Annotated in this window: 16 protein-coding genes and 2 pseudogenes; 8 read left to right on the forward strand and 10 right to left on the reverse strand. The window is 64.6% G+C overall.

What is annotated here, in order from left to right; translation table 11 throughout:
* Positions 1-355 precede the first annotated feature (355 nt).
* Positions 356-1,897 carry a stage II sporulation protein M gene (locus tag IEX72_RS08380; RefSeq protein ID WP_229663790.1) on the forward strand — a complete coding sequence of 514 codons (1,542 nt, stop codon included), beginning with the start codon at positions 356-358 and terminating at the stop codon, positions 1,895-1,897.
* Between the two features lie 239 nt (positions 1,898-2,136).
* Positions 2,137-3,378, forward strand: a complete 1,242-nt coding sequence (locus IEX72_RS08385; RefSeq protein WP_229663791.1) for an MFS transporter — start codon at positions 2,137-2,139, stop codon at positions 3,376-3,378.
* A gap of 130 nt (positions 3,379-3,508) precedes the next feature.
* Here IEX72_RS08385 and IEX72_RS08390 read toward each other — a convergent pair whose 3' ends face one another.
* Positions 3,509-4,378: a sulfurtransferase gene (locus IEX72_RS08390; RefSeq protein WP_188786930.1), complete on the reverse strand. Its 870-nt coding sequence runs from the start codon at positions 4,376-4,378 to the stop codon at positions 3,509-3,511.
* A 242-nt stretch (positions 4,379-4,620) separates the two neighbouring features.
* On the opposite strand from IEX72_RS08390, the gene IEX72_RS08395 reads away from it, so the two are divergent.
* A complete protein-coding gene (locus IEX72_RS08395) occupies positions 4,621-5,424 on the forward strand; it encodes a sulfurtransferase (RefSeq protein ID WP_188786931.1) in 804 nt (267 codons plus the stop codon).
* A 73-nt stretch (positions 5,425-5,497) separates the two neighbouring features.
* Positions 5,498-6,325 carry a hypothetical protein gene (locus IEX72_RS08400; RefSeq protein ID WP_229663792.1) on the forward strand — a complete coding sequence of 276 codons (828 nt, stop codon included), beginning with the start codon at positions 5,498-5,500 and terminating at the stop codon, positions 6,323-6,325.
* A 1,167-nt stretch (positions 6,326-7,492) separates the two neighbouring features.
* On the opposite strand, the gene IEX72_RS08405 is transcribed toward IEX72_RS08400, so the two are convergent.
* The 5 genes and pseudogenes from IEX72_RS08405 to hisB form a co-directional block, all read right to left on the reverse strand.
* Positions 7,493-8,032 (reverse strand): winged helix-turn-helix transcriptional regulator, encoded by a 540-nt coding sequence (locus tag IEX72_RS08405; protein ID WP_188786932.1) that lies wholly within the window; start codon positions 8,030-8,032, stop codon positions 7,493-7,495.
* A 42-nt stretch (positions 8,033-8,074) separates the two neighbouring features.
* Positions 8,075-8,371 carry a hypothetical protein gene (locus IEX72_RS08410; protein ID WP_188786933.1) on the reverse strand — a complete coding sequence of 99 codons (297 nt, stop codon included), beginning with the start codon at positions 8,369-8,371 and terminating at the stop codon, positions 8,075-8,077.
* Positions 8,372-8,461: 90 nt separating this feature from the next.
* Complete coding sequence (locus IEX72_RS08415) at positions 8,462-9,169, reverse strand: PepSY domain-containing protein (RefSeq protein WP_188786934.1); 708 nt, start codon at positions 9,167-9,169, stop codon at positions 8,462-8,464.
* A 440-nt stretch (positions 9,170-9,609) separates the two neighbouring features.
* Positions 9,610-9,723, reverse strand: a pseudogene (locus IEX72_RS15555) (IS5/IS1182 family transposase); the annotation flags it as partial.
* A 9-nt stretch (positions 9,724-9,732) separates the two neighbouring features.
* Complete coding sequence (hisB, locus tag IEX72_RS08425; protein ID WP_188786935.1) at positions 9,733-10,395, reverse strand: imidazoleglycerol-phosphate dehydratase HisB; 663 nt, start codon at positions 10,393-10,395, stop codon at positions 9,733-9,735.
* A gap of 141 nt (positions 10,396-10,536) precedes the next feature.
* Between hisB and hisG the strand changes: the two genes are divergently transcribed.
* A complete protein-coding gene (gene hisG, locus IEX72_RS08430) occupies positions 10,537-11,382 on the forward strand; it encodes an ATP phosphoribosyltransferase (protein WP_188786936.1) in 846 nt (281 codons plus the stop codon).
* A gap of 639 nt (positions 11,383-12,021) precedes the next feature.
* Here hisG and IEX72_RS08435 read toward each other — a convergent pair.
* Positions 12,022-12,402 carry a DUF7473 family protein gene (locus IEX72_RS08435; protein ID WP_188786937.1) on the reverse strand — a complete coding sequence of 127 codons (381 nt, stop codon included), beginning with the start codon at positions 12,400-12,402 and terminating at the stop codon, positions 12,022-12,024.
* Positions 12,403-12,424: 22 nt separating this feature from the next.
* Positions 12,425-12,988 carry a TATA-box-binding protein gene (locus IEX72_RS08440; protein WP_188786938.1) on the reverse strand — a complete coding sequence of 188 codons (564 nt, stop codon included), beginning with the start codon at positions 12,986-12,988 and terminating at the stop codon, positions 12,425-12,427.
* Positions 12,989-13,094: 106 nt separating this feature from the next.
* On the opposite strand from IEX72_RS08440, the gene IEX72_RS08445 reads away from it, so the two are divergent.
* On the forward strand, positions 13,095-14,075 hold the full coding sequence (locus tag IEX72_RS08445; protein ID WP_229663800.1) for a methyltransferase domain-containing protein: 981 nt from the start codon (positions 13,095-13,097) through the stop codon (positions 14,073-14,075).
* Positions 14,076-14,102: 27 nt separating this feature from the next.
* Here IEX72_RS08445 and IEX72_RS08450 read toward each other — a convergent pair whose 3' ends face one another.
* On the reverse strand, positions 14,103-14,708 hold the full coding sequence (locus tag IEX72_RS08450; protein WP_188786939.1) for a protein sorting system archaetidylserine decarboxylase: 606 nt from the start codon (positions 14,706-14,708) through the stop codon (positions 14,103-14,105).
* 3 nt (positions 14,709-14,711) lie between these two features.
* Positions 14,712-15,806, reverse strand: a complete 1,095-nt coding sequence (locus IEX72_RS08455; RefSeq protein WP_188786940.1) for an AAA family ATPase — start codon at positions 15,804-15,806, stop codon at positions 14,712-14,714.
* Between the two features lie 312 nt (positions 15,807-16,118).
* On the opposite strand from IEX72_RS08455, the pseudogene IEX72_RS15560 reads away from it, so the two are divergent.
* A pseudogene (locus tag IEX72_RS15560) lies at positions 16,119-16,247 on the forward strand (RNA-guided endonuclease TnpB family protein); the annotation flags it as partial.
* A gap of 553 nt (positions 16,248-16,800) precedes the next feature.
* Positions 16,801-18,669 carry a cation:proton antiporter domain-containing protein gene (locus tag IEX72_RS08460; RefSeq protein WP_188786941.1) on the forward strand — a complete coding sequence of 623 codons (1,869 nt, stop codon included), beginning with the start codon at positions 16,801-16,803 and terminating at the stop codon, positions 18,667-18,669.
* The last annotated feature ends 61 nt before the right edge of the window (positions 18,670-18,730 follow it).

Raw genomic sequence — 18,730 nt, forward strand, 5'->3', positions numbered from 1 at the left:
CATATCACCTGAAGATCGAAAATATAGATATAAGATCTGTACTTACCGATTGAGACGGGTGTGCTAACTGTTCTATGACACCCTGGATACTGTCGGCTATAAGTACGTGAAGATTTTCGACATCCCGGGGTGTCGAAATACGTCACGCGACTATAGCCGACAGTATGAGTCCTCATCTGATTGCACGCTTCCGTGCGATCGATACGGGATTTGCAAACGCGACGATACCGCCGCCCGGCGCGGGGCGACTCGAAAACCACACGCCGGGTGGCCGCTTGGTCGGTCACAAACGCACATACGCCGGCTGAGCGCCCCCGCCCAAACTCATATCATGCAGGACCGACATATCGGGAGCGTGAATCCCTCCACCGCCCTCCGAACGGGTGCACGGCTGCTCTGGGAGCGGTCGGCGTCGGTCCTCCCTGTGTACCTCCTCGCCAGCGGCCTCTACGGGGCCGCTCGCGCACCACTCGTCGTCGCCGGTGTCGCCGCGGTCTGGCTCCTCGCCGCGGGTGGCCGGCTCGACCCGTTCATCGATCGGCTCCGCGCCGCCGAGGGGGGGTCGGCCGGCTCCGCTGCGACCGGCACCGGGAACGGTACCCTCCCACCGGAACTGGCCGACGCTGTCGCGGGGGTGCTGACGCCCGGCGTCGTGCTCGTCGTCGCCGGCGGCGTGCTCGCGTCCGCCGCCCTCGCCGTGATCGCGTCCGCCGTCGGCAACGCCGCGGCCGTCGGCGGGTTGTTCGGCCTCCTCCGTGGCGACGACGGGGTCCGCGCGGCCGTCGCCGGCGTGCGGCGGCACTGGCGACCGTTTGTCGGTGTCAGACTCCTCGTGGTCGCCGCGGTCGCGGCGGCACTCACACCCCTGGTCGGGCTCGTTGCTGCCGTGATCGGCGTGACGGCCGGGGCCGGCGGCCTGGCCGGAACCAGAGCACTCGGCGTCGTGGCCGCTGTCCTTGGCGGGCTCGTCACACTGCTCGCCGTGCCCGTTGTTCTCGTCCTCGTCGCGTTCGCCGATCAAGCGGTCGTCGTCGACGATGTCGGGGCGGTCGCGGGCGTGACACGGAGCGCCCGGCTCCCACTGCGCCGCCCCATCGCTGTGCTGGGATACGTCGCCGTCGCGACCGGCGCGGTCCTCGTCTCGGTCGTCGTCGGGGGCCTCGCAGCGACTGCTGGCGCGCCCCGTACTGCCGCACTGGTCAGCGCGGTCCTGGTACCGCCGGTGGTCGACGGGTTCAAGACCGCACTCTACGCCGAAACCCCGTTACCCCCGGCACCGGATGGGGGGCCGCAGCCGGTCGGGCGACGCATCCGGGCGGCGTTCGGCGGCGGGCTCCGTTCCGTCGCCGGGTTCGTCGGTAACCACCCGCTCGCGAACCTCGCCGCGTTCGGGTGTTTCGCGGCCGGTGGTGCGGCCGGATGGCTCGCGACCGCCACGATCGGAGCCGATTTGCCGGTCGGCGGCGACGTGGGGGGCGTCTTCGGCGCGGTCCCGGTAGGTACGTTCGTGAACCTCGCGACGAACAACTGGCTGGTCGCGGTCGACCTGGCGTACAGCGGTGTCGCAGCGGGCGTGCCGGCGGTCGTGACGCTCGTGTTCAACGGGCTGCTCGTGGGCGCCGTCGGCGGCGTCTTCGATCCCGTGGCGTTCCTCGCACTGGTCGCGCCCCACGGCGTGATCGAGATCCCGGCGCTCGTGGTCGGCGGTGCGGCCGGGCTTTCGCTCGGCGGTGTCGGGGTCGGCGCCATCCGCGGCCGGTACGACGACCGCGACGTGGCCGGGGCGATCAAGCGGACCTACCGGGTCCTCTTGGGGCTCGTCGTGCTCTTCGTCGTCGCGGCATTCATCGAAGCGTTTCTGACACCCGCGGTCGCCGGCGCCGTACTCGGCGGGTAGCCGGGAGTTAGCCCACCGGGGACGACCCGCCGGATCCGGGGACAGACGCGTCGGCTCGACGCACGACCCGTCGAACAGCCGGACGGACCGGAGCCAACGGGCGAGGAAGTCCTCGCAGTGCTCGAACTCGTCGTGTTCGACGTATTAAACCACCTGAGTATGTGAACACGTGGGGCCGACCGACTGACAAGTGGTGCCGCCAGCAATAGGGTTATGATCGGAGTTCAGCAAGCGATTGTGTGTTCGATTCCGAATCGCCCGACACCGGTGATTCCACCGGAGGGTCGGCGTTGCAGGTCGCGACCATCGCGGCCGGGTGGCTGTTGCTCCTGTTTGTCGGGGCGTACCTGATCACGCCGGCTAGTATTCTCACGCTGGTGATGGCCGATCTCGGAGTCACCGAAGCCACAGCTGCCGCGCTCGTCTCGATGCCGCAGGTGGCGGCGACGGTGATCGGGATCCCCGTCGGGATCTACCTCGACCGTGTCGAAGCCCGGACGGTTGTCCCGATCGCGGCGGCCATCCTCTTCGCCGGCAGCGTCGGCGATTGGTTCGCCGCGAGCGAGGCAGTGGTCCCGTTGCTGATCGGGTCGCGGCTGTTCGCGGGCGTCGGGATGTTCATACTGTGGGTGGTCAGTATCAACGTCGCGTCAAGCACCTTCTCCCCCGACAGGCGGGCAACAGCAACCTCGGTGATCATCTCGGGATACCCCGCGGGGTACGCGCTCGGGCAGGTTGCGACACCGCGCCTCGCGGAGGTCGTCGGGTGGCCGGGGGTGTTCCCGGTCTTCGGCGGCGCGGTGCTGCTGGTGTCGCTCGGGCTCTACGCCGCGGTCGGGCGGGTGTCGCGGTACCGGACGCCGACGGAGCCGATGTCGGCGGTCGGGTTCAAGAAGGTGCTGCGAAACCGAAACGTGTGGCTGGTCGTCGCGGTCACGTTCCTCGGCTACTCGCTGTATATGGTGTTCAACTCGTGGATGCCGACGTACCTCACCCGTCAGTTCGGCGTCTCGATCGCCGAAAGCGGCACGTTTGTTGCGCTGTTTCCTGCGGTGGGGATCCTGGCCCGACCGGCGGGCGGATGGCTCTCCGATACGGTCCTGGCCCGGCGGCGACGCCCGGTCTTCGCCGCGTCATTCGCCGGGGCTATGACGCTTGCGGTCGCCATGTTCTACAGCACGACGGTCGCGGTGCTCGTTTCGTTGCTCGTTCTGGCGGGCGTGTTCATCCAACTCCAGATCGGGCTCATGTACCAGTCGGTCCAAGAGTTCGTCGACCCGAGTGCTGCGGGGACGGTCGTCTCGATCGCGAGCGTCGCCGGGTGGCTGGGGTCGTTCGTCGCACCGGTTGTCGCCGGGGAGCTAGTTGCCACCGCCGGAACGTACGGCATCCTGTTCGCGTTCGCCGTTGGCCTCGGGGCAGCAGGAGGGCTCACTGTCTGGCGGATGGCGGAATCCGGTGCGGACTCGACACCGGCCTGAGTTCGGCTCGCGGTGTTCGAGGCCGACTCCTTCGCGTCGCTCGTCCACCGCACCGCATCTCCGCGGCTCCCCACGGTCGCCGCTCCGGCTCAAGGCCGACTCTTTTGCTCAGTCGTCGGCCTCGCTCCGCTCAGTCGTCGGCCTCGCCCGTCTCTACCGGCGCACCGACCAGATTACCCCACTCGGTCCAAGAGCCGTCGTAGTTGATCGTCGAGTCGTACCCCAGGAGTTCGTGGAGCGCGAACCACGCGACAGAGGAGCGCTCGCCGATCCGGCAGTACGCGACGACCGTGGTGTCACCGTCGATGCCGTGCTCTGCGTAGAGCTCCTCGAGCTCGTCGCGGGTCTTGAACGTGCCGTCGTCGTTGGTGACTGCGGCCCACGAGATGTTCTGCGCGCCGGGGATGTGGCCGCCGCGCTGGGCGGTCTCCTGTAGTCCCGGCGGGGCGAGGATCTCACCGGAGAACTCCTCGGGCGAGCGGACGTCCACCAGCGGGAGGTCGCGGCCGATGGCCTTCTCGACGTCGTCGCGGTACGCCCGGATGTCCTCGTGGGGGCCTTTGGCGGCGTAAGTCTGTGCGGAGAACTCGGGGACCTCGTCGGTGGTCGGGTAGTCGTTCTCGAGCCAGTATTCGCGGCCGCCGTCGAGCAGGTGCACGTCGTTGTGGCCGTAGTATTTGAACTGCCAGTAGGTGTAGGCGGCGAACCAATTGGAGTTGTCGCCGTAGAGCACCACCGTGGAGTCTTCGGTGATGCCGTGGCTGCCGAGGAGGTCCTCGAAGTCGTCCTCTGTCAGGATATCTCGGGTGGTCTGGTCTTGGAGCTGTGTCTCCCAGTTGAACCCGATCGCGCCGGGAGCGTGGCTCTCGTCATACGCTTCGGTGTCGGTATCGACCTCCACCAGTCGGTGGGCGGGGTCGTCGCTCTCGAACTCGTCAAGCCGGTCCTCGACCCAGTCCGCGGAAACCAGGACGTCTTTCGCGTAGCCGTTGTCTGTCATTACACCTTCCCATATGACCCCGTGCCGTATAATCCCTCCAGCAACGGCGCGTCCTGCCATCCCTCACGGGACCCGGACGATATTTCTGGTTTTTGACGATGCGTCGTGAACCGACCCCGGCGTGGGGGCACGCCGGCCACCGATCGGTCGCCCGGCGCGGATTCTACCAGCAATTTTTACTTGTTTCTTCGACAGCGTCCGGATCGCCCAGGTTCAAGAGTCGCGGCTGACTACCTACGGACATGTACGATAACGTCGTCGTCTCGGCGGAGTGGGTCGCGGGGCGACTCGATTCGGCGCGGATCGTCGACGTCCGCGACGCGTGGGAGTTCGACGGTATCGGCCACGTTCCGGGGGCGGTCAACGTCCCCTTCGCGGAGTTTCGCAGCGAATCCGGCGACGAGGGTATGCTCCCCGGTGCCGACACGTGGGAGTCGCTGCTGTCGGCCGCAGGGATCGGTCCCGATGACGACATCGTCGCCTACGACGACACCCACGGGGTTTTCGCGGCGCGGTTTCTGGTGACCGCGGAGCTGTACGGCCACCCGCCCGATCGCCTACACCTGCTTGACGGCGACTTCAGCGCGTGGAACCGCGAACACGGGAGCACCACCGAGTCGTCGGCGCCGGCGGCGGCGTCGTACACGGTTGATGTACCCGACCACTCCCCGCTTGTCGACTACGACACCACCCGGGCCGCACTCGACGATCCCGGGGCGGTCATCGTCGACACCCGGGAGGCGTGGGAGTTCGAGGAGGGCCACCTGCCGGGTGCGGTCAACCTCGACTGGCGCGACCTCGTCGACGACGACACCCGCGGGCTGAAACCTCCCGAGGAACTCTCGGCGGTCCTCGAGGGGGTCGGAGTCACCCCCGACACCGGAGTGTTGCTCTACTGCAACACCGCGCGCCGGATCAGCCACACCTACGTTGTGCTCCGGTCGCTGGGCTACAACGACGTGGGGTTCTACGAGGGGAGCCTCACGGAGTGGGTCGAGCGCGGCGGTCCACTCGATGGGTCGGTGCCCGACGACGTGCTGGAGTAGCCGCCGTTCCGTCGGGGCTGCAGGGCGGTCGCACGCCCGTCGGTTTTATCCGCCCGCTTGCGGAGACACGAGTATGCCGATGCGCAAGCTCCGAAACTGCGACTTCTGCGGCGGCGACGCGGCGGGCGTCTACGAAGTGCTCCCGCCGGAACTCGCGCCGACGGAGGCCGAACAACGACGGCTCGTCCTCTGCTCGGACTGCGCGGGGACGCTCGAGACCGTCGTGGACCCGCTGCTCGAACGACTCGGTGTCGAAACGGGTGAGGACGCGTCGACGGCCGACGGTGGCGCGCCCGCATCGGAAGCCCCGGCCGACGCGCCCGCGTCCGAGACCGCTTCGGGGACCGGGACCGAGTCGCCGTCCGAAGCTGCCACAGCCGACCCCGACGCGCCCGGCCCCGACGACGCGGCGACCGCGAGCGACCCCGTCAACGCGGGTGGTTCCGACGACGGCATCGGCTTCGCTCCCGACAGTCCGGCGGATCCGTCCACGGGCGGGTCGAAAGACGACAACGCGGCCACGGACGGCGCGGTCCACTGGGACGACGTCGAACCGACCACTCCCACGTCCGGGGAGTCGGAGTCCGACGGCGGGGGCGTTCCCGACGAACCGACCGAACCCGCGATCGAGGCCCGCGGATCGCAGGGGGCGCCCGACGGCCGCGCGGACGACCCCGACGGGAGCGAAGCGGCGGCGACCGGCAGGCCCGACGAACCCGAGGAGTTCCGGACGGTGATGCGGCTGCTCGGCAACCGCGAGTTTCCGGTCGACCGCGACACCATCGTCGAACTCGCCGCGGGCGCGTACGAACTCGACGAGGGGCACGTCCACCGGATCGTCGACCACGCGGTTGACCGCGGCGTGATCGCCGACGACGGCGGCACGCTCCGGCGGGACTGATACGGATTACTGTAGTCAATTACCGGTCATCGTCGACCCCGTTTCCGGCGATGACCGCCAATTCGTTACAATAATCCGTATGACGCTCCCGGGGAGTGCTCCTCTTACCAGTAGATCATAGCACGACTCCGTTATAGAAAACAAGGGCTCTGTTGAAATCCTATTCTTCAGATACATTTTCGCCTGAAACAGCCGGTCGATGAGAGGTGCGTGTTGGCCGCCGGAAGCTCTGTGATTTTAACGTATGTTTCGGTGATTACGCTGGGGATCCATGTATCTGTTAGGTAGTGGTGTAAGAGTGGATCATATTTTAATTAGTTTGTACCTCAGATCGCGGAGTTACGGAGAATTGAGGAGAAAGCCCCGTGCTTTAGCGCTGTCTCTTACCCACAAACCGAGTCGGTGCTAGGATCGATGAATCCGAACGAAAATCCTGTATCTACCCATCTGATACCTCTATGCGACGGTTTTTACCCATCTCGGTTATCCGAATTCAGTAACCCCCGACTGCCGAGATCACCGCCCGACTCACTCCTTACCTCGATCTTCTGAGTGTAGATTGGGGTCGACAGCGTCTGAAACGTCTGTTTGGAACTTGGTGGACTTATGGGTAAGAGACAGTGCTTTAGCGCGGGGATAAATCCGACAATTGATGACGCAATCCACTGACGATGTTCATCTGAGTTTGAAACGGGAGTCTAAATAGGCTTCAACCATACCGTATGGTGATGGTCTTCCCCACCCACGTCACGACAGTTTCACCGTCATCTGGTCTTCGACCAGTGATCGTGGTGGGTAACAAAACCAGACCCACTCCATCACGTCCTCTTCACGGAGACGCGACTGGCGGTACCCAGTCGGCTGAATACCCGACCGTTGATACTGTCGGCTATAGTCGCGTGACGTATTTCGACACCCTGGGGTGTCGAAAATCTTCACGTAGTTATAGCCGACAGTATGAGGGACTCGGTATTCCTGTTGACGCGTCCAGCGCGTCTGGATGGGAAGGCCCCGTTGACAGGGCTGTATCCGTTGCAATGCACGTCCTCGGTCATAATTGGACGGCTACCGTTGAGGGGTCACGCGAAAGCGTGCTTGAACCCCGAAGAAACACGGAACCGCAAACTCCACCTCGTGGAAGCCTCGCGCTTTAGCGCGGGGAGGATGTCAACCCCAGAAGTCAAGCACATTATCGACTGCCCTGTCAACGAAACTTTCCTGATATCGTACCAAGAGCTGCATCGTCAACTCCTCGTCGGCAACAGTGTAGAGCGTCGTTCGGCCATCTCGAACCTCTGAGATAATCCCCTCTTCAACGAGGCGTGACACGTGCCAAGAAACCGTCGCTGGTGCCACGCCGACCTCTTCGGCGATTGCCCCATTTCGGGCCGTCTCTTCTTGTATCAAGAACAACAAGACATGGCGGGTCGTCTCGTATCGGAGGGACGACAGTATTTCACGCTCTTCACTATCGAGTTCCTCGGCGACGAACAACCGACGTTTACCCTGATGGTCCTCGCTCACGAGCACGTCATAGTTTTCGAGCGTGTCGAGATGGTGCTGTAAAAGCCCGGTCTCCATATCGAGTTCGCGCTTCGCTTGGCTGAAGTGAACACCCGGGTTTGTTTTGACGTATTCGAAGATCTCCTTCCGCGTCTCTAGCTCAAGGATGTCTTCCTCGCCGTCGTGAGGTCGGCGTCTAACCATCTGCGTTTCGTCTCTGTGTGCCGGGTGTGACGCGTGGGGATATCATCGTGGCTGCCAGTCGAAGCGCCAGACTACTGTCGATAACAAGAGGAGTGCAATCCCCAGTGCAAACAGGCTCGTGAGCAACTCGAAGTGTGGGATGCCTTCCTCGAAGAACTCGTCACCGACCTCTAACATGAGATCGGTTGCGAGTAGCGCTGCGAGCAGCGCAAGGACCAGAATACGACGGACTCGGGTACGGTAGTAGGCGAACGCGGTAACGAGAACCACGATCATCGTCACTAAGAGCGTAAGAGCCCGGATGAACGTTTCCGGTTCAAACAGTTCAATCTCCGTCATATAATGAAATTGGGTGTGGGGGCTATCTAATTATTTGTCACGGTGGTCACACGCGACCGTTGGTTCTGACGGTCATAGTGTTGACCGACACTACCGTTTGTCGTCGCTGTCTTCGTACTCGTCCTCGTCGTCCGCCTCCTCATCTTCCTGCTCATCTTCGTCGTCCGCCTCCTCATCTTCCTGCTCATCTTCGTCGTCCGTCTGTTCGTCTTCCCGCTCATCTTCGTCGACTTCGCTCTCAGTTTCGAGGACCGTACCATCGTCTGCGTGGACAGCAACTTCAGTTTCTGAGCCGTTTGCCGTCACGAACTCAACTTCGTAGACGGGTGCGCCATCCTCGGTTTCGAGTTCAACTTCGTCAACAGTCCCGTTGGCTTCGGCAGTTGCGATATCAATTGCTTCTTGCTCAGAAAGTGTGACGTTACTCTCCGAAATCGAGTCTTCGTCCATCTCCTCGTCTTCGCTCTCAGTTTCGAGGACTATGCCATCGTCTGCGTGGACGGCAACTTCGGTCTCTGAGCCGCTTGTTGTCACGAGCTTGATTTCGTAGACGGGTACCCCGTCTTCGTTTTCAAGTTCAACTTCATTAACGGTCCCATTAGCTTCGGCAGTTGCGATATCAATTGCCTCTTGCTCAGAAAGTGTGACGTTACTCTCCGAAATCGAGTCTTCGTCATCAACGTCCGACACGAGTGATGATCCACTCCCTTGCGCGAATGCTACCCCGCTGCCGACAACGGCGAGCAAGGCGATTGCAGCAACGGCACCTCCGATTATCCTCCGACTGTTAGATTCCATCAGTTCCGTAACCTCATTACGACTACAGGGGACCACGTGTAAAGTGTCGTTTGGTATATGAGTCTAGCAGTGGTACACGCCTCTAACGACTCATTACATCTGGAGTCTGTACATAACTACAATCACGTTCTCAGTCGCATATCATCGAATAACGTATATGTGTGTTAGTCCGGGACATACATGAGGCACAGCGCAAGTTGGTCCGACAGCACTATCAATAGATTGAGGCAAATCCATCATAAAGTTAACTCGTTATGACGGCCTCCAGAGAGACTCCAAAACGTGCCGAGAGCAAGTCAAACACAGGCAATATACGGACTGTACTGAGCGATCTGTGCTTCATCTGTACTGACCGCTCAGAGTGATCGATCTACATTATGAATGATACTGTCGGCTATAGTCGCGTGACGTATTTCGACACCCCGGGGTGTCGAAAATCTTCACGTAGTTATAGCCGACAGTATGAGACAGGCGATGGTGAGTTCACGGAACTGCTTCCACCACCGCCGTGACCGGACAAACGCACCATACTTTCGCTTGAGTGTTGAGTTCACTAACGGCTGTCACAGCTCCCCTTTTGTACTCGGTGTGTCGCTCCGGCGCGGATCGACCCGGGTAGCGTCGTCAAGCGCCCGGGCGAGCGACTTGAACACCGCTTCGACCTCGTGGTGGGCGTTGTCGCCGTCGACCTCGGCGTGGAGCGTCAACCCGGCGTTCATCGAGAGTGAGTACGCGAAGTGACGAGCCATATCGCTGGTGAACTCACCGACCGACGCCTGGGAGAAGCCGCCGTCGAAGTCGAAGTGCGGCCGGCCGCTCACGTCGACCACAACGCCCGCGACCGCCTCGTCGAGAGGGACCCGTCGGTCGGCGTAGCGGACGATCCCGCGTTTGTCGCCGAGCGCCTCGTCGAACGCCTCTCCGAGCACGATCGCGACATCCTCGACGGTGTGGTGGTCGTCGATGTCCACGTCGCCGTCACAGCGCACCGTCAGATCGAACAGGCCGTGTTTCGCGAACGACTCGAGCATGTGGTCGAAGAAGCCGATCCCGGTGGTGACGGCGGCGTCGCCGTTGCCGTCGATGGCGAGGGTGAGGTCGATCTCGGTTTCGGCGGTCTCCCGCGAGACCGCCGCGGCGCGGTCTGCGCCCGCACCCCGTGTCCCGGCGGCGTCGCTGTCGGGGTTGGTGTCGGATCCGGCGTCCCCGCCGTCTGCGTCGGTCATACGGGGGCATCGACGCGCGGGGGTATGATCGTTGTGCCTCCGGGGCGGTACCGCGCTGCCGTCCGCTCACCCGCCATCCGTCGGCCATCCCCGCGGCCCCCGAGCGAAAGTGGTAGGTCACGGGCGCGTGACCCCTCGAGTATGCGCGTCGCCGTCCCCAACAAGGGCCGCCTACACGAGCCGAGCGTCGACCTCCTCGAACGGGCCGGGCTCCCGATCGAGAGCACGGCCGATCGAAAGCTCTACGCCGACACCGTCGACCCCGACGTGACCGTCCTGTTCGCCCGCGCGGCCGACATCCCGGAGTACGTGGGTGACGGGGCCGCCGCGGTGGGGATCACAGGCCGTGACCAGGTTGTCGAGTCCGGAGTCGACCTGGTGGAGTTGGTCGATCTGGGGTTCGGGCGATGCCGGTTGGTGCTGGCCGCGCCCGAAGAGGGCGGCATCGCCGGGGCTGGGGACCTGGCCGGCGGGACCGTCGCGACCGAGTTCCCGACAATCACCCGGGAGTACCTCGATCGCGAGGGGATCGACGCCGACGTGGTCGAGGTCACGGGCGCGACCGAACTCACTCCCCACGTCGAGATGGCCGACGCCATCGTGGACATCACCTCTACGGGCACCACGCTCCGCATGAACCGTCTTGGGGTGATCGACGAGGTGCTCTCGTCGTCGGTGCGGCTCTACGCCCGCCCTGACCGCGCCGACGACCAGAAGGTCCAACAGCTCGTGACCGCCTTCGAGTCGGTGCTGGCCGCCGAGGACAAGCGGTACGTCATGATGAACGCTCCCGAGGGCCGGCTCGACGAGATCCGCGAGGTGATCCCGGGGCTCGGCGGTCCGACGGTCATGGATATCGCGGGCGAGGATACCGTGGCGGTCCACGTCGTCGTCGACGAGCGCGACGTCTTCGAGACCATTGACAACCTGAAATCGGTCGGGGCGTCGGGGATCTTGGTCACTGAGATCGAGCGGTTGGTGGAATGACACGGGTCGCTTGACATCCTCCCCGTGCTAAAGCGCTGTCTCTTACTCACAAGTCCACCAAGTTCCAAACAGACGTTTCAGACGCTGTCGGCCCCAATCTACACTCAGAAGATCGAGGTAAGGAGTGAGTCGGGCGGTGATCTCGGCAGTCGGGGGTTACTGAACACGGGTAACCAAGATCGCCAAAATCGGTCCATAACGGTATAACGCCCGCAGATATCGATATTTTGCCCGAAGTAATCGACCTCGGCAACAACTCGATTTGTGGGTAAGAGACAGTGGTTTATCGCGGGGATGAATCCGACAACAGGGACGCTGACCACGAGTAGTAACTATTCCGACAGCATATTGTAACGTAAGCACATCAGGCAAAAATTGGAGTTGGATTGGGGTCTCCATCATTAAAAAGCAACCCTGCGTCGAGTGTTCTACTCACCCAGCGGGGTTGAGTCGGGTCGATGGCACGGCCCGTGAGGTGCAAGCGGATACACAAAGCACACCACGCCACTTGGGTGGCCCGACGCACCACCCACGAACCACAGCCGAGACCACCGTGGCCTCGGTCAGGGTGGCTCCGGGGACGGAGGAACGGCCTGTTGTCCCACGAAGGAATCCCCGCGCTTCACCGCGGGGAGGATGTCAACCCGGCGCGGTGATCGCAAGCGCCCAGACGCCGAAGACGATCGTGCCCAGGATGACGCTGACCACGACGTGGATGAACGTGATGTACGCCGACATGCGCGTCGACTCGTCGTAGAGCGCCCGGATGGCGACGCCGTCGAGGACGATGGCGGCGACGACACCGAGAAAGATCGGCAGTTGGGTCTCCGCGGCGAACGTCGCCACCAACACGCTGACGGCGGCCGGAACCGGACCGACGACGAACGCGTTCCGGATCGGGACGTCGCCGAGGACGTTCCGGGCGGCGATGTGGGCGGTGACCGAGAGGAAGATCGCGAAGGAAGCGAACGTGCCGGCGACAGCGAGCGGCCCTTCGGGAGCGGCCTGGAGAAGGAACATCGAAACGGACGTCGAGGCGGCCTCAGCCCTCGAGTAACCCGAGTTCGTCCAAACGGGAGACGATCACGTCGACGGCTTCGCGGGCGTCGTCAGGGGCTTTACCGCCGGTGATGACGAGCTTCCCGGAGCCGAAAAGCAGCGCGACCACCGACGGCTCATCGAGCCGGTAGACCAACCCGGGGAACTGTTCGGGTTCGTACTCGATGTTCTCTAAGCCGAGCCCGATGGCGATGGCGTTGAGGTTGAGGCTCTCGCCGAGATCGGCGGAGGTGACGATGTTCTGGACGGTGATCTCGGGGTCGTCGTCGACCGGGATCTTCAGCTCCCGGAGCTTCTCGAAGACGATGCGGAGGCTCTCGTGGACGTCGTCGGTGGATTTCGCACCGGTACAGACGATCTTGCCCGACCGGAAGATGAGCGCCGCCGACTTGGGCTCCTGGGTCCGGTAGACCAGCCCGGGGAACTGCTCGGGGTCGTAGTCGGCGCCTTCGAGGTCCATCGCCACGCTCTGGAGGTCGAGTTCCTGCCCGATCCCGGTGGAGGCGACGACGTTCTCGATGTTGATTGTATCCTTGGGGTCGCTCATATATCGACTTAAACGACGTATTTAAGATTTAAAAAGGTTGGTGCAAGACCGCGAACGTATTCGACACGCTGATTTGACCGGACGTCCAGATTCGGACGTGTACTGCCTGGAGTTCGCGGGCGATGCCGTCGACGAGCCGATGGCGGCATTAGAGGCCGAGCGAGCGGCCGCCTCCGGCGTCGAACGGGTCGCACCGGGACTCGCGACCGCCCGTGGGCTGCGGATCGATCGCGCGCCGACGCTGGCGTACACGCGGCGCGCCTCGGAACTCATCGGGCGCACGACCGCTGACGTCGGCGGGGCGGTCGCGGTGCTCGAAGCCGCGTCGATCGATCGAACCGGGAGCGTCGCGGTTCGGGCCCGGAACGTCCGGTCGACCGCCGACGTGAGTACCGCGGCCGCCGAGCGCGACCTGGGGAGCGTCCTCGTGGACCGCGGGTTCGGAATCGACCTCGACGACCCCGACCACGAACTCCGGGCGGTGTTCGCCGACGACGTCTGCCTGGTGGGATGGCAGGTCGCCGAACGCGACGCGGAGTTCGGGTCGCGGGCACCCACCGACCGGCCGTTCTTTCAGCCGGGGAGTATGGCCCCGGTCGACGCCCGAGCCTACCTCAACCTCGCCGCCGGACCGGCGCTCCCCGAGGCCACGGTGTTCGACCCGATGTGCGGCACCGGCGGACTCCTGCTCGAGGCCGGCCTGATCGGCGCCCGCTCCCTGGGTTCGGACGCCCAGTGGAAGATGGCCCGCGGGGCCGCGGAGAACCTCGCACACTACCTGCCCGACGCGCGGTGGGACGTCGTCCGCGGCGACGCTACGGCGCTCCCGTTCGACGACGGTATCGCCGACGCGGTCGTCTTCGACGCGCCGTACGGCCGGCAGTCGAAGATCGCGGGCCACGAACTCGAAGCACTCGTCGGCGGTGCCCTGGGGGAGGCCGCGCGGGTCGCGCCGGCGTGTGTCCTCGTTGCCGACGGGCCGTGGGAGGCGGCCGCCCGCGACGCCGGGTGGACGGTCGAGGCGCGGTTCGAGCGGCGGGTCCACGGATCACTGACACGACACGTTCACGTGTTGCGGCGGGCGTAGCCGGCGGCGGTCGTCGATCCCGACCTGCTACCGCTCGGTACTCGCGACGATCGATTCGCCCGCCCGGAGCGTGTCGCCCTCCTCGATTATGAGGTCGTCGCGGTCGTACGCCGGCGGCAGCAACACGTCCGCCCGCGACCCGAAGTCAATGTGTCCGAGCCGCTGGGCCCGCGAGAGGTCGTCGCCCGCGGCGACGTAGGGGTGGATCCGCCGGGCGAACGCCCCGGCGATCAACGACACCTCCGCCGGCCCGTCGTCGGTGGCGATGTCGATGTCGACCCGCTCGTTCCGCTCGGAGTCCTTCGAGAACGCCAGCTTGTGCGCGCCCGGCCGGTGGGTCACGCGCTCGATGGTCCCGTTGAACGGCGCGCGGTTCACGTGGACGTCGGTCGCGCTCATGTACACCCCGACGCGGAGCTGCTCGCCCTCTTCGCGAACGACCGAGACACGGCCGTCGGCGGGCGACACCACGCCCGGTCCGGAGGGTCGACGGTCGGGGTCCCGGAAAAACCACGCCACGAACGCCCCGGCCGCGAGCGCCACGACTGCGAGCGGCGGGGCGAAGATGCTCAAAGCCGCAGCGGCCCCGAACGCCGGGAGCGCGAACCGCCGGACACCGGGCGCAAACCGCATCGGTCAGGCCACCGCCTCCCGGTCGAGTTCCGACTGCCCGCCCGCCCACGCCGAGAGCAGGTGGGTGAGGTGAAGCCGGGGGTCGTTACCTTCGGCGAGGTCCACGTCGACGCTCCCGGCGAGGCGGTGGAGCCGCACGATATTCGTGGAGCCGAACTCTTCGGGGTAGGTGTCTGCCACCTGGAGGAGTCCCGCGAGCAGTTCCTGGCCGCCAAATCCCTCGTCGTCCAGGAGCGACGTGATCGTCTTCCGAGCGTCGCGGATCTCCCCGGCCGCGGCGTCGTCGAGGACCGCTCTCAGCGCGTTGTCGTGGCCGACGTCCGACAGCGCGGTCTCGGCGGCCGACGCGGTGATCTCGCCGCCGCCCTCGGTCGCGGCGTGTTGTGCGGCGAGAACGGCGTACCGGAGGTCCCCACCCGCCTTCGACGCGATCAGGTTCAACGCCAGCGACTCGGCGTCGACCCCTTCGGCGTCTGCAATGGCCGCGAGCACCGCCTCGGTTTCGTCGGTCGACGGCGCGCGGACTGGAATCGGAAAACACCGCGACCGGATCGCGGGGATGAGCTTCGAGGGTTGGCGGGTCGCGATCACGAACTGGGTGCTCCGGTGGTACCGCTCCATCACCCGGCGGAGCGCCTGCTGGAAGTCCCCCCGGATGGTTTCTGCGTTGTCGAGCAACACCGTCTTGTACGACCCCGAGGCAGGTTGGTACGACGACAGCTCCTGAAGGATGTGAGAGATCATGTCCCGCTTCGACCAGTTGCGTTTGTACTTGTTCCGGCCGTCGCCGCGGCGGTACTGCTTCGAGAACGCGGTCTGGCCCTGGAGGAACCGCGAGAACCGGGGGTCCTCCCGGATCTGCTTTTTTGTCCGCTCGAAAAAGTCGGCAACGTTGATTTCGACCAGGTCGGCGTCGGGGTCGGCGTGGGCTTCGGCCGCCAGCGCGCGCACTGCCGCGGTCTTCCCGGCGCCCGACGGGCCGCGGACCACGAGATTCATGGGCTCATCAACCGTCCGAGAGAGCCGCTCGCGAACCGCCGACTGGGGAAGCTCCGACAGCGACGGGGCGTGGGTCTCGGTCCAGAGTGGCGCGTCCATCGACCGCGGATAGTCGGCCGGAGGGTAAGAAACTCTCCCTCTGCGTCGGGGTCGTGTGTAGTTACGGAAAATTCGGGACGAAAGCCTCGCCCTTCAGGGCGGGGATGAAGCCGACCAACAGTATGCAACCGCCGACGGTGGGATAGACGGGGGTCCCTGTTGTTGGCGACGTAATAAAGACACGAGCGCATACCCCCGCCTTTTCGTGAGTGACGAGTGTTCCGGCCTGTCGGAACCGAGGAGCGAACAGGCGGGGGTCGAGTGGATGGTATAGTGCGACAACCCACCATTCTATTGCGGTGCTGGATTTCCCACCGTTTCACTTCCACCAACGAGGGACTGCAACTCGACCACCAATCACAGAACGCTATCGGATGGTACGTCAAACTCCTCCACCACGAGGACTACCACCTCTGGATTCCGGCACGCGCCAATCCCGAATAGCGGGAGTGGCTCGAAGCGGTGTACGCAGACAACGCCGAGATGGGTGCACCGCCTCGGGGTCAAGCCCCGAGGCTTTCGCGTGGACTCCCGTTCTACCCACTAACAGTGGGAGGCGAATATTCGCCGTTCACGTCCAGCGTCCCGCGATGCAAGCGCACGTCTACGGGTGCGCCTCCATCGTCTGCGTTTTGCCGACGTTGACGAGACGCTCGCGTCTCGTCCGCACACCGGAAATCTTCGATTTCTGGGGACGATGCTGAAACTCAGCAGGTGACGCGTGGAACGTATGCGTCTTGAAACTACCAGGCCGCCACACTCGGCCTGAAACCCCGTGGCGTGGTTCCTCCGCGTTCACGCGGACGAAGAGGTCAACCAGCTGCTCGAAGAGGAGTACAACTACCTCGGTGACCCGGAGGAGTCGTCCGGGTCGACCGGTCGGGGTCGGTCCGAGTTCGCTTCGGCGGCGGCACGCACCCGCCAGCGGCCTCCACGTCGCTATCTGTGGTTTTATATCGTTCCGTTGCCCCACACCGCACGTGGAGGTATCATAGTGGCCGCCACCGGTGGACCGAACCTGATCGCGATCGTGGCCGCGATCATCGGGATCGGCGTTGTCGCCCAGGTCCTCTCGGACCGGTTTCAGGTCCCGAGCGTCGTGTTCCTGATCCTGGCGGGCGTGCTCTTCGGTCCGGAAGTGCTCGGCGTCGTCGGTCCCGACTCCTTCGGGAACGCGCTCGGTGCGATCGTGGGGCTTTCGGTCGCGATCATCGTCTTCGAGGGCGCGTTCCACCTCCGGATAGACGACCTCCAGGAGTCGCCCGGGCCAACCCTGAAGCTGATTACGGTCGGGGCCGCAATCGCCTTGATCGGCACGGCCGTCGCGGTGCGGTTCCTGCTCGGCGCGGCGTGGGACGTGGCGTTTCTGATCGGCGCACTGTTGGTCGCAACCGGGCCGACGGTCGTCACCCCGATCCTCGAGGTAGTGCCCGCTCGCGACCGCGTAGAGACTGCCTTGGAGACTGAGGGGATCGTCAACGACGTGACGGCGGCGATTCTGGCGGTTGTGATCTTTCAGGCGGTCAGCCTCGGGACGACTGACCCGCTCAAACTCCTCACCCTGTTCGCCGAGCGGCTCGGAGTCGGGATCCTCATCGGCGGGTTGGTCGCGGCGGCGCTGTACTACGGACTCCGGTACATCGACCTCTCGCCGGGGAGCGCCCCCCGAAACGCGCGACTCCTCGTGCTCGCGGGGGCGCTCGTGGCGTACGGCGTCGCCGACACCATCGACACGGAGGCGGGCGTCGCTGCCGTCGCCACCGCGGGCATCCTGCTCGGCAACCTCGAGATCCCGTACGAAGAAGAGATCTCCGCGTTCAAAGGCGACGTGACGCTCATCGTGTTGTCGTTCGTCTTCATTACGCTTGCGGCGCTTCTGCGGTTCGACATCCTGGTCGACATCGGTCTCCGTGGGTTCGTGGTCGCCGTGGTCGTCGCACTGGTGCTCCGGCCGATCCTGATGTTCGTCTCGACGTCGGGCGACCGGTTCACCACGGGCGAAAGGTGGTTCATGAGCCTGGTGGGTCCCCGCGGGATCATCCCCGCGTCGGTGGCGACGCTGTTTGCGATCCAGCTCCGAAGCGCGGGGCAGGCCGCCGCCGCCGACCTCCTCGTGGGGACCGTCTTTCTGGTCATCTTCGTGACCGTCGTTTTCGAGGGGGGATTCGCCAGACGGATCGCGGAATACTTCGACATCATCCCAATGCGTGTACTCATCATCGGAGGCGGGAGGGTGGGACGGTCGCTCGCCGAACGCCTCGAAGACCGCGGCGAAAACGTCGTGATCGTCGAACAGAACAAGCAAACAGTTGAGGTTGCGCGGAACGCCGGGTTCACCGCGCACCACGGGGACGGCACCGACACCGAGGTGCTCCGGTCGGCGGGCGTTGACAACGCGCGGATCGTCGTCGGCGCGACCGGTGACGACGACGTGAACCTACTGGTCTCACAGCTCGCCCGCTCGAAGTTCGACCCTGAGACCATCCTTGCGCGGGTGAACGACCCCGACAACGCGGAGGCGTTCGAGGAACTCGGCGTCCGGGCGATCTCCGCGACGCTCGCGACCGCCCAGGCCATGGACAACTACATCGAGCGCCCCTCGATGATGGACTGGATGGCCGAGGTCGGCCACACCGGCGAGATCCAAGAGATCGACATCACCTCCGAGGACATCGCGGGGCGGACTGTCGGCGAGATCGGCCCGGAACTCCCCGAGGACACCCTCATCGCGCTGGTCCAGCGGGACGGGGAAACGAGCGTCCCGCAGCCGGAACTGCGGCTCGAACACGGCGACCGCCTCACCATCATCGGGGGTCGCGAGGAGGTCCACGAGGCGTTACAGTTCGTCCACCCCGACAGGTGATCGAGCAGGGCGCGGCGGAGACCACGTCCGCGCCGGGGTGACCCCGGGAAACCGGCTCCTG

It is taken from the genome of Halobellus salinus (assembly GCF_014646875.1).
In the GTDB taxonomy this organism is placed as follows: domain Archaea; phylum Halobacteriota; class Halobacteria; order Halobacteriales; family Haloferacaceae; genus Haloquadratum; species Haloquadratum salinum.

What these genes read in the sequence shown, in the direction of transcription:
- hisB (WP_188786935.1), bottom strand. Translation starts at nt 10,395, where the DNA reads ATGACCGACGCAGACGGCGGGGACGCCGGATCCGACACCAACCCCGAC.
- IEX72_RS08390 (WP_188786930.1), bottom strand. Translation starts at nt 4,378, where the DNA reads ATGACAGACAACGGCTACGCGAAAGACGTCCTGGTTTCCGCGGACTGG.
- hisG (WP_188786936.1), top strand. Translation starts at nt 10,537, where the DNA reads ATGCGCGTCGCCGTCCCCAACAAGGGCCGCCTACACGAGCCGAGCGTC.
- IEX72_RS08400 (WP_229663792.1), top strand. Translation starts at nt 5,498, where the DNA reads ATGCCGATGCGCAAGCTCCGAAACTGCGACTTCTGCGGCGGCGACGCG.
- IEX72_RS08395 (WP_188786931.1), top strand. Translation starts at nt 4,621, where the DNA reads ATGTACGATAACGTCGTCGTCTCGGCGGAGTGGGTCGCGGGGCGACTC.
- IEX72_RS08410 (WP_188786933.1), bottom strand. Translation starts at nt 8,371, where the DNA reads ATGACGGAGATTGAACTGTTTGAACCGGAAACGTTCATCCGGGCTCTT.
- IEX72_RS08435 (WP_188786937.1), bottom strand. Translation starts at nt 12,402, where the DNA reads ATGTTCCTTCTCCAGGCCGCTCCCGAAGGGCCGCTCGCTGTCGCCGGC.
- IEX72_RS08450 (WP_188786939.1), bottom strand. Translation starts at nt 14,708, where the DNA reads ATGCGGTTTGCGCCCGGTGTCCGGCGGTTCGCGCTCCCGGCGTTCGGG.
- IEX72_RS08415 (WP_188786934.1), bottom strand. Translation starts at nt 9,169, where the DNA reads ATGGAATCTAACAGTCGGAGGATAATCGGAGGTGCCGTTGCTGCAATC.
- IEX72_RS08440 (WP_188786938.1), bottom strand. Translation starts at nt 12,988, where the DNA reads ATGAGCGACCCCAAGGATACAATCAACATCGAGAACGTCGTCGCCTCC.
- IEX72_RS08455 (WP_188786940.1), bottom strand. Translation starts at nt 15,806, where the DNA reads ATGGACGCGCCACTCTGGACCGAGACCCACGCCCCGTCGCTGTCGGAG.
- IEX72_RS08405 (WP_188786932.1), bottom strand. Translation starts at nt 8,032, where the DNA reads ATGGTTAGACGCCGACCTCACGACGGCGAGGAAGACATCCTTGAGCTA.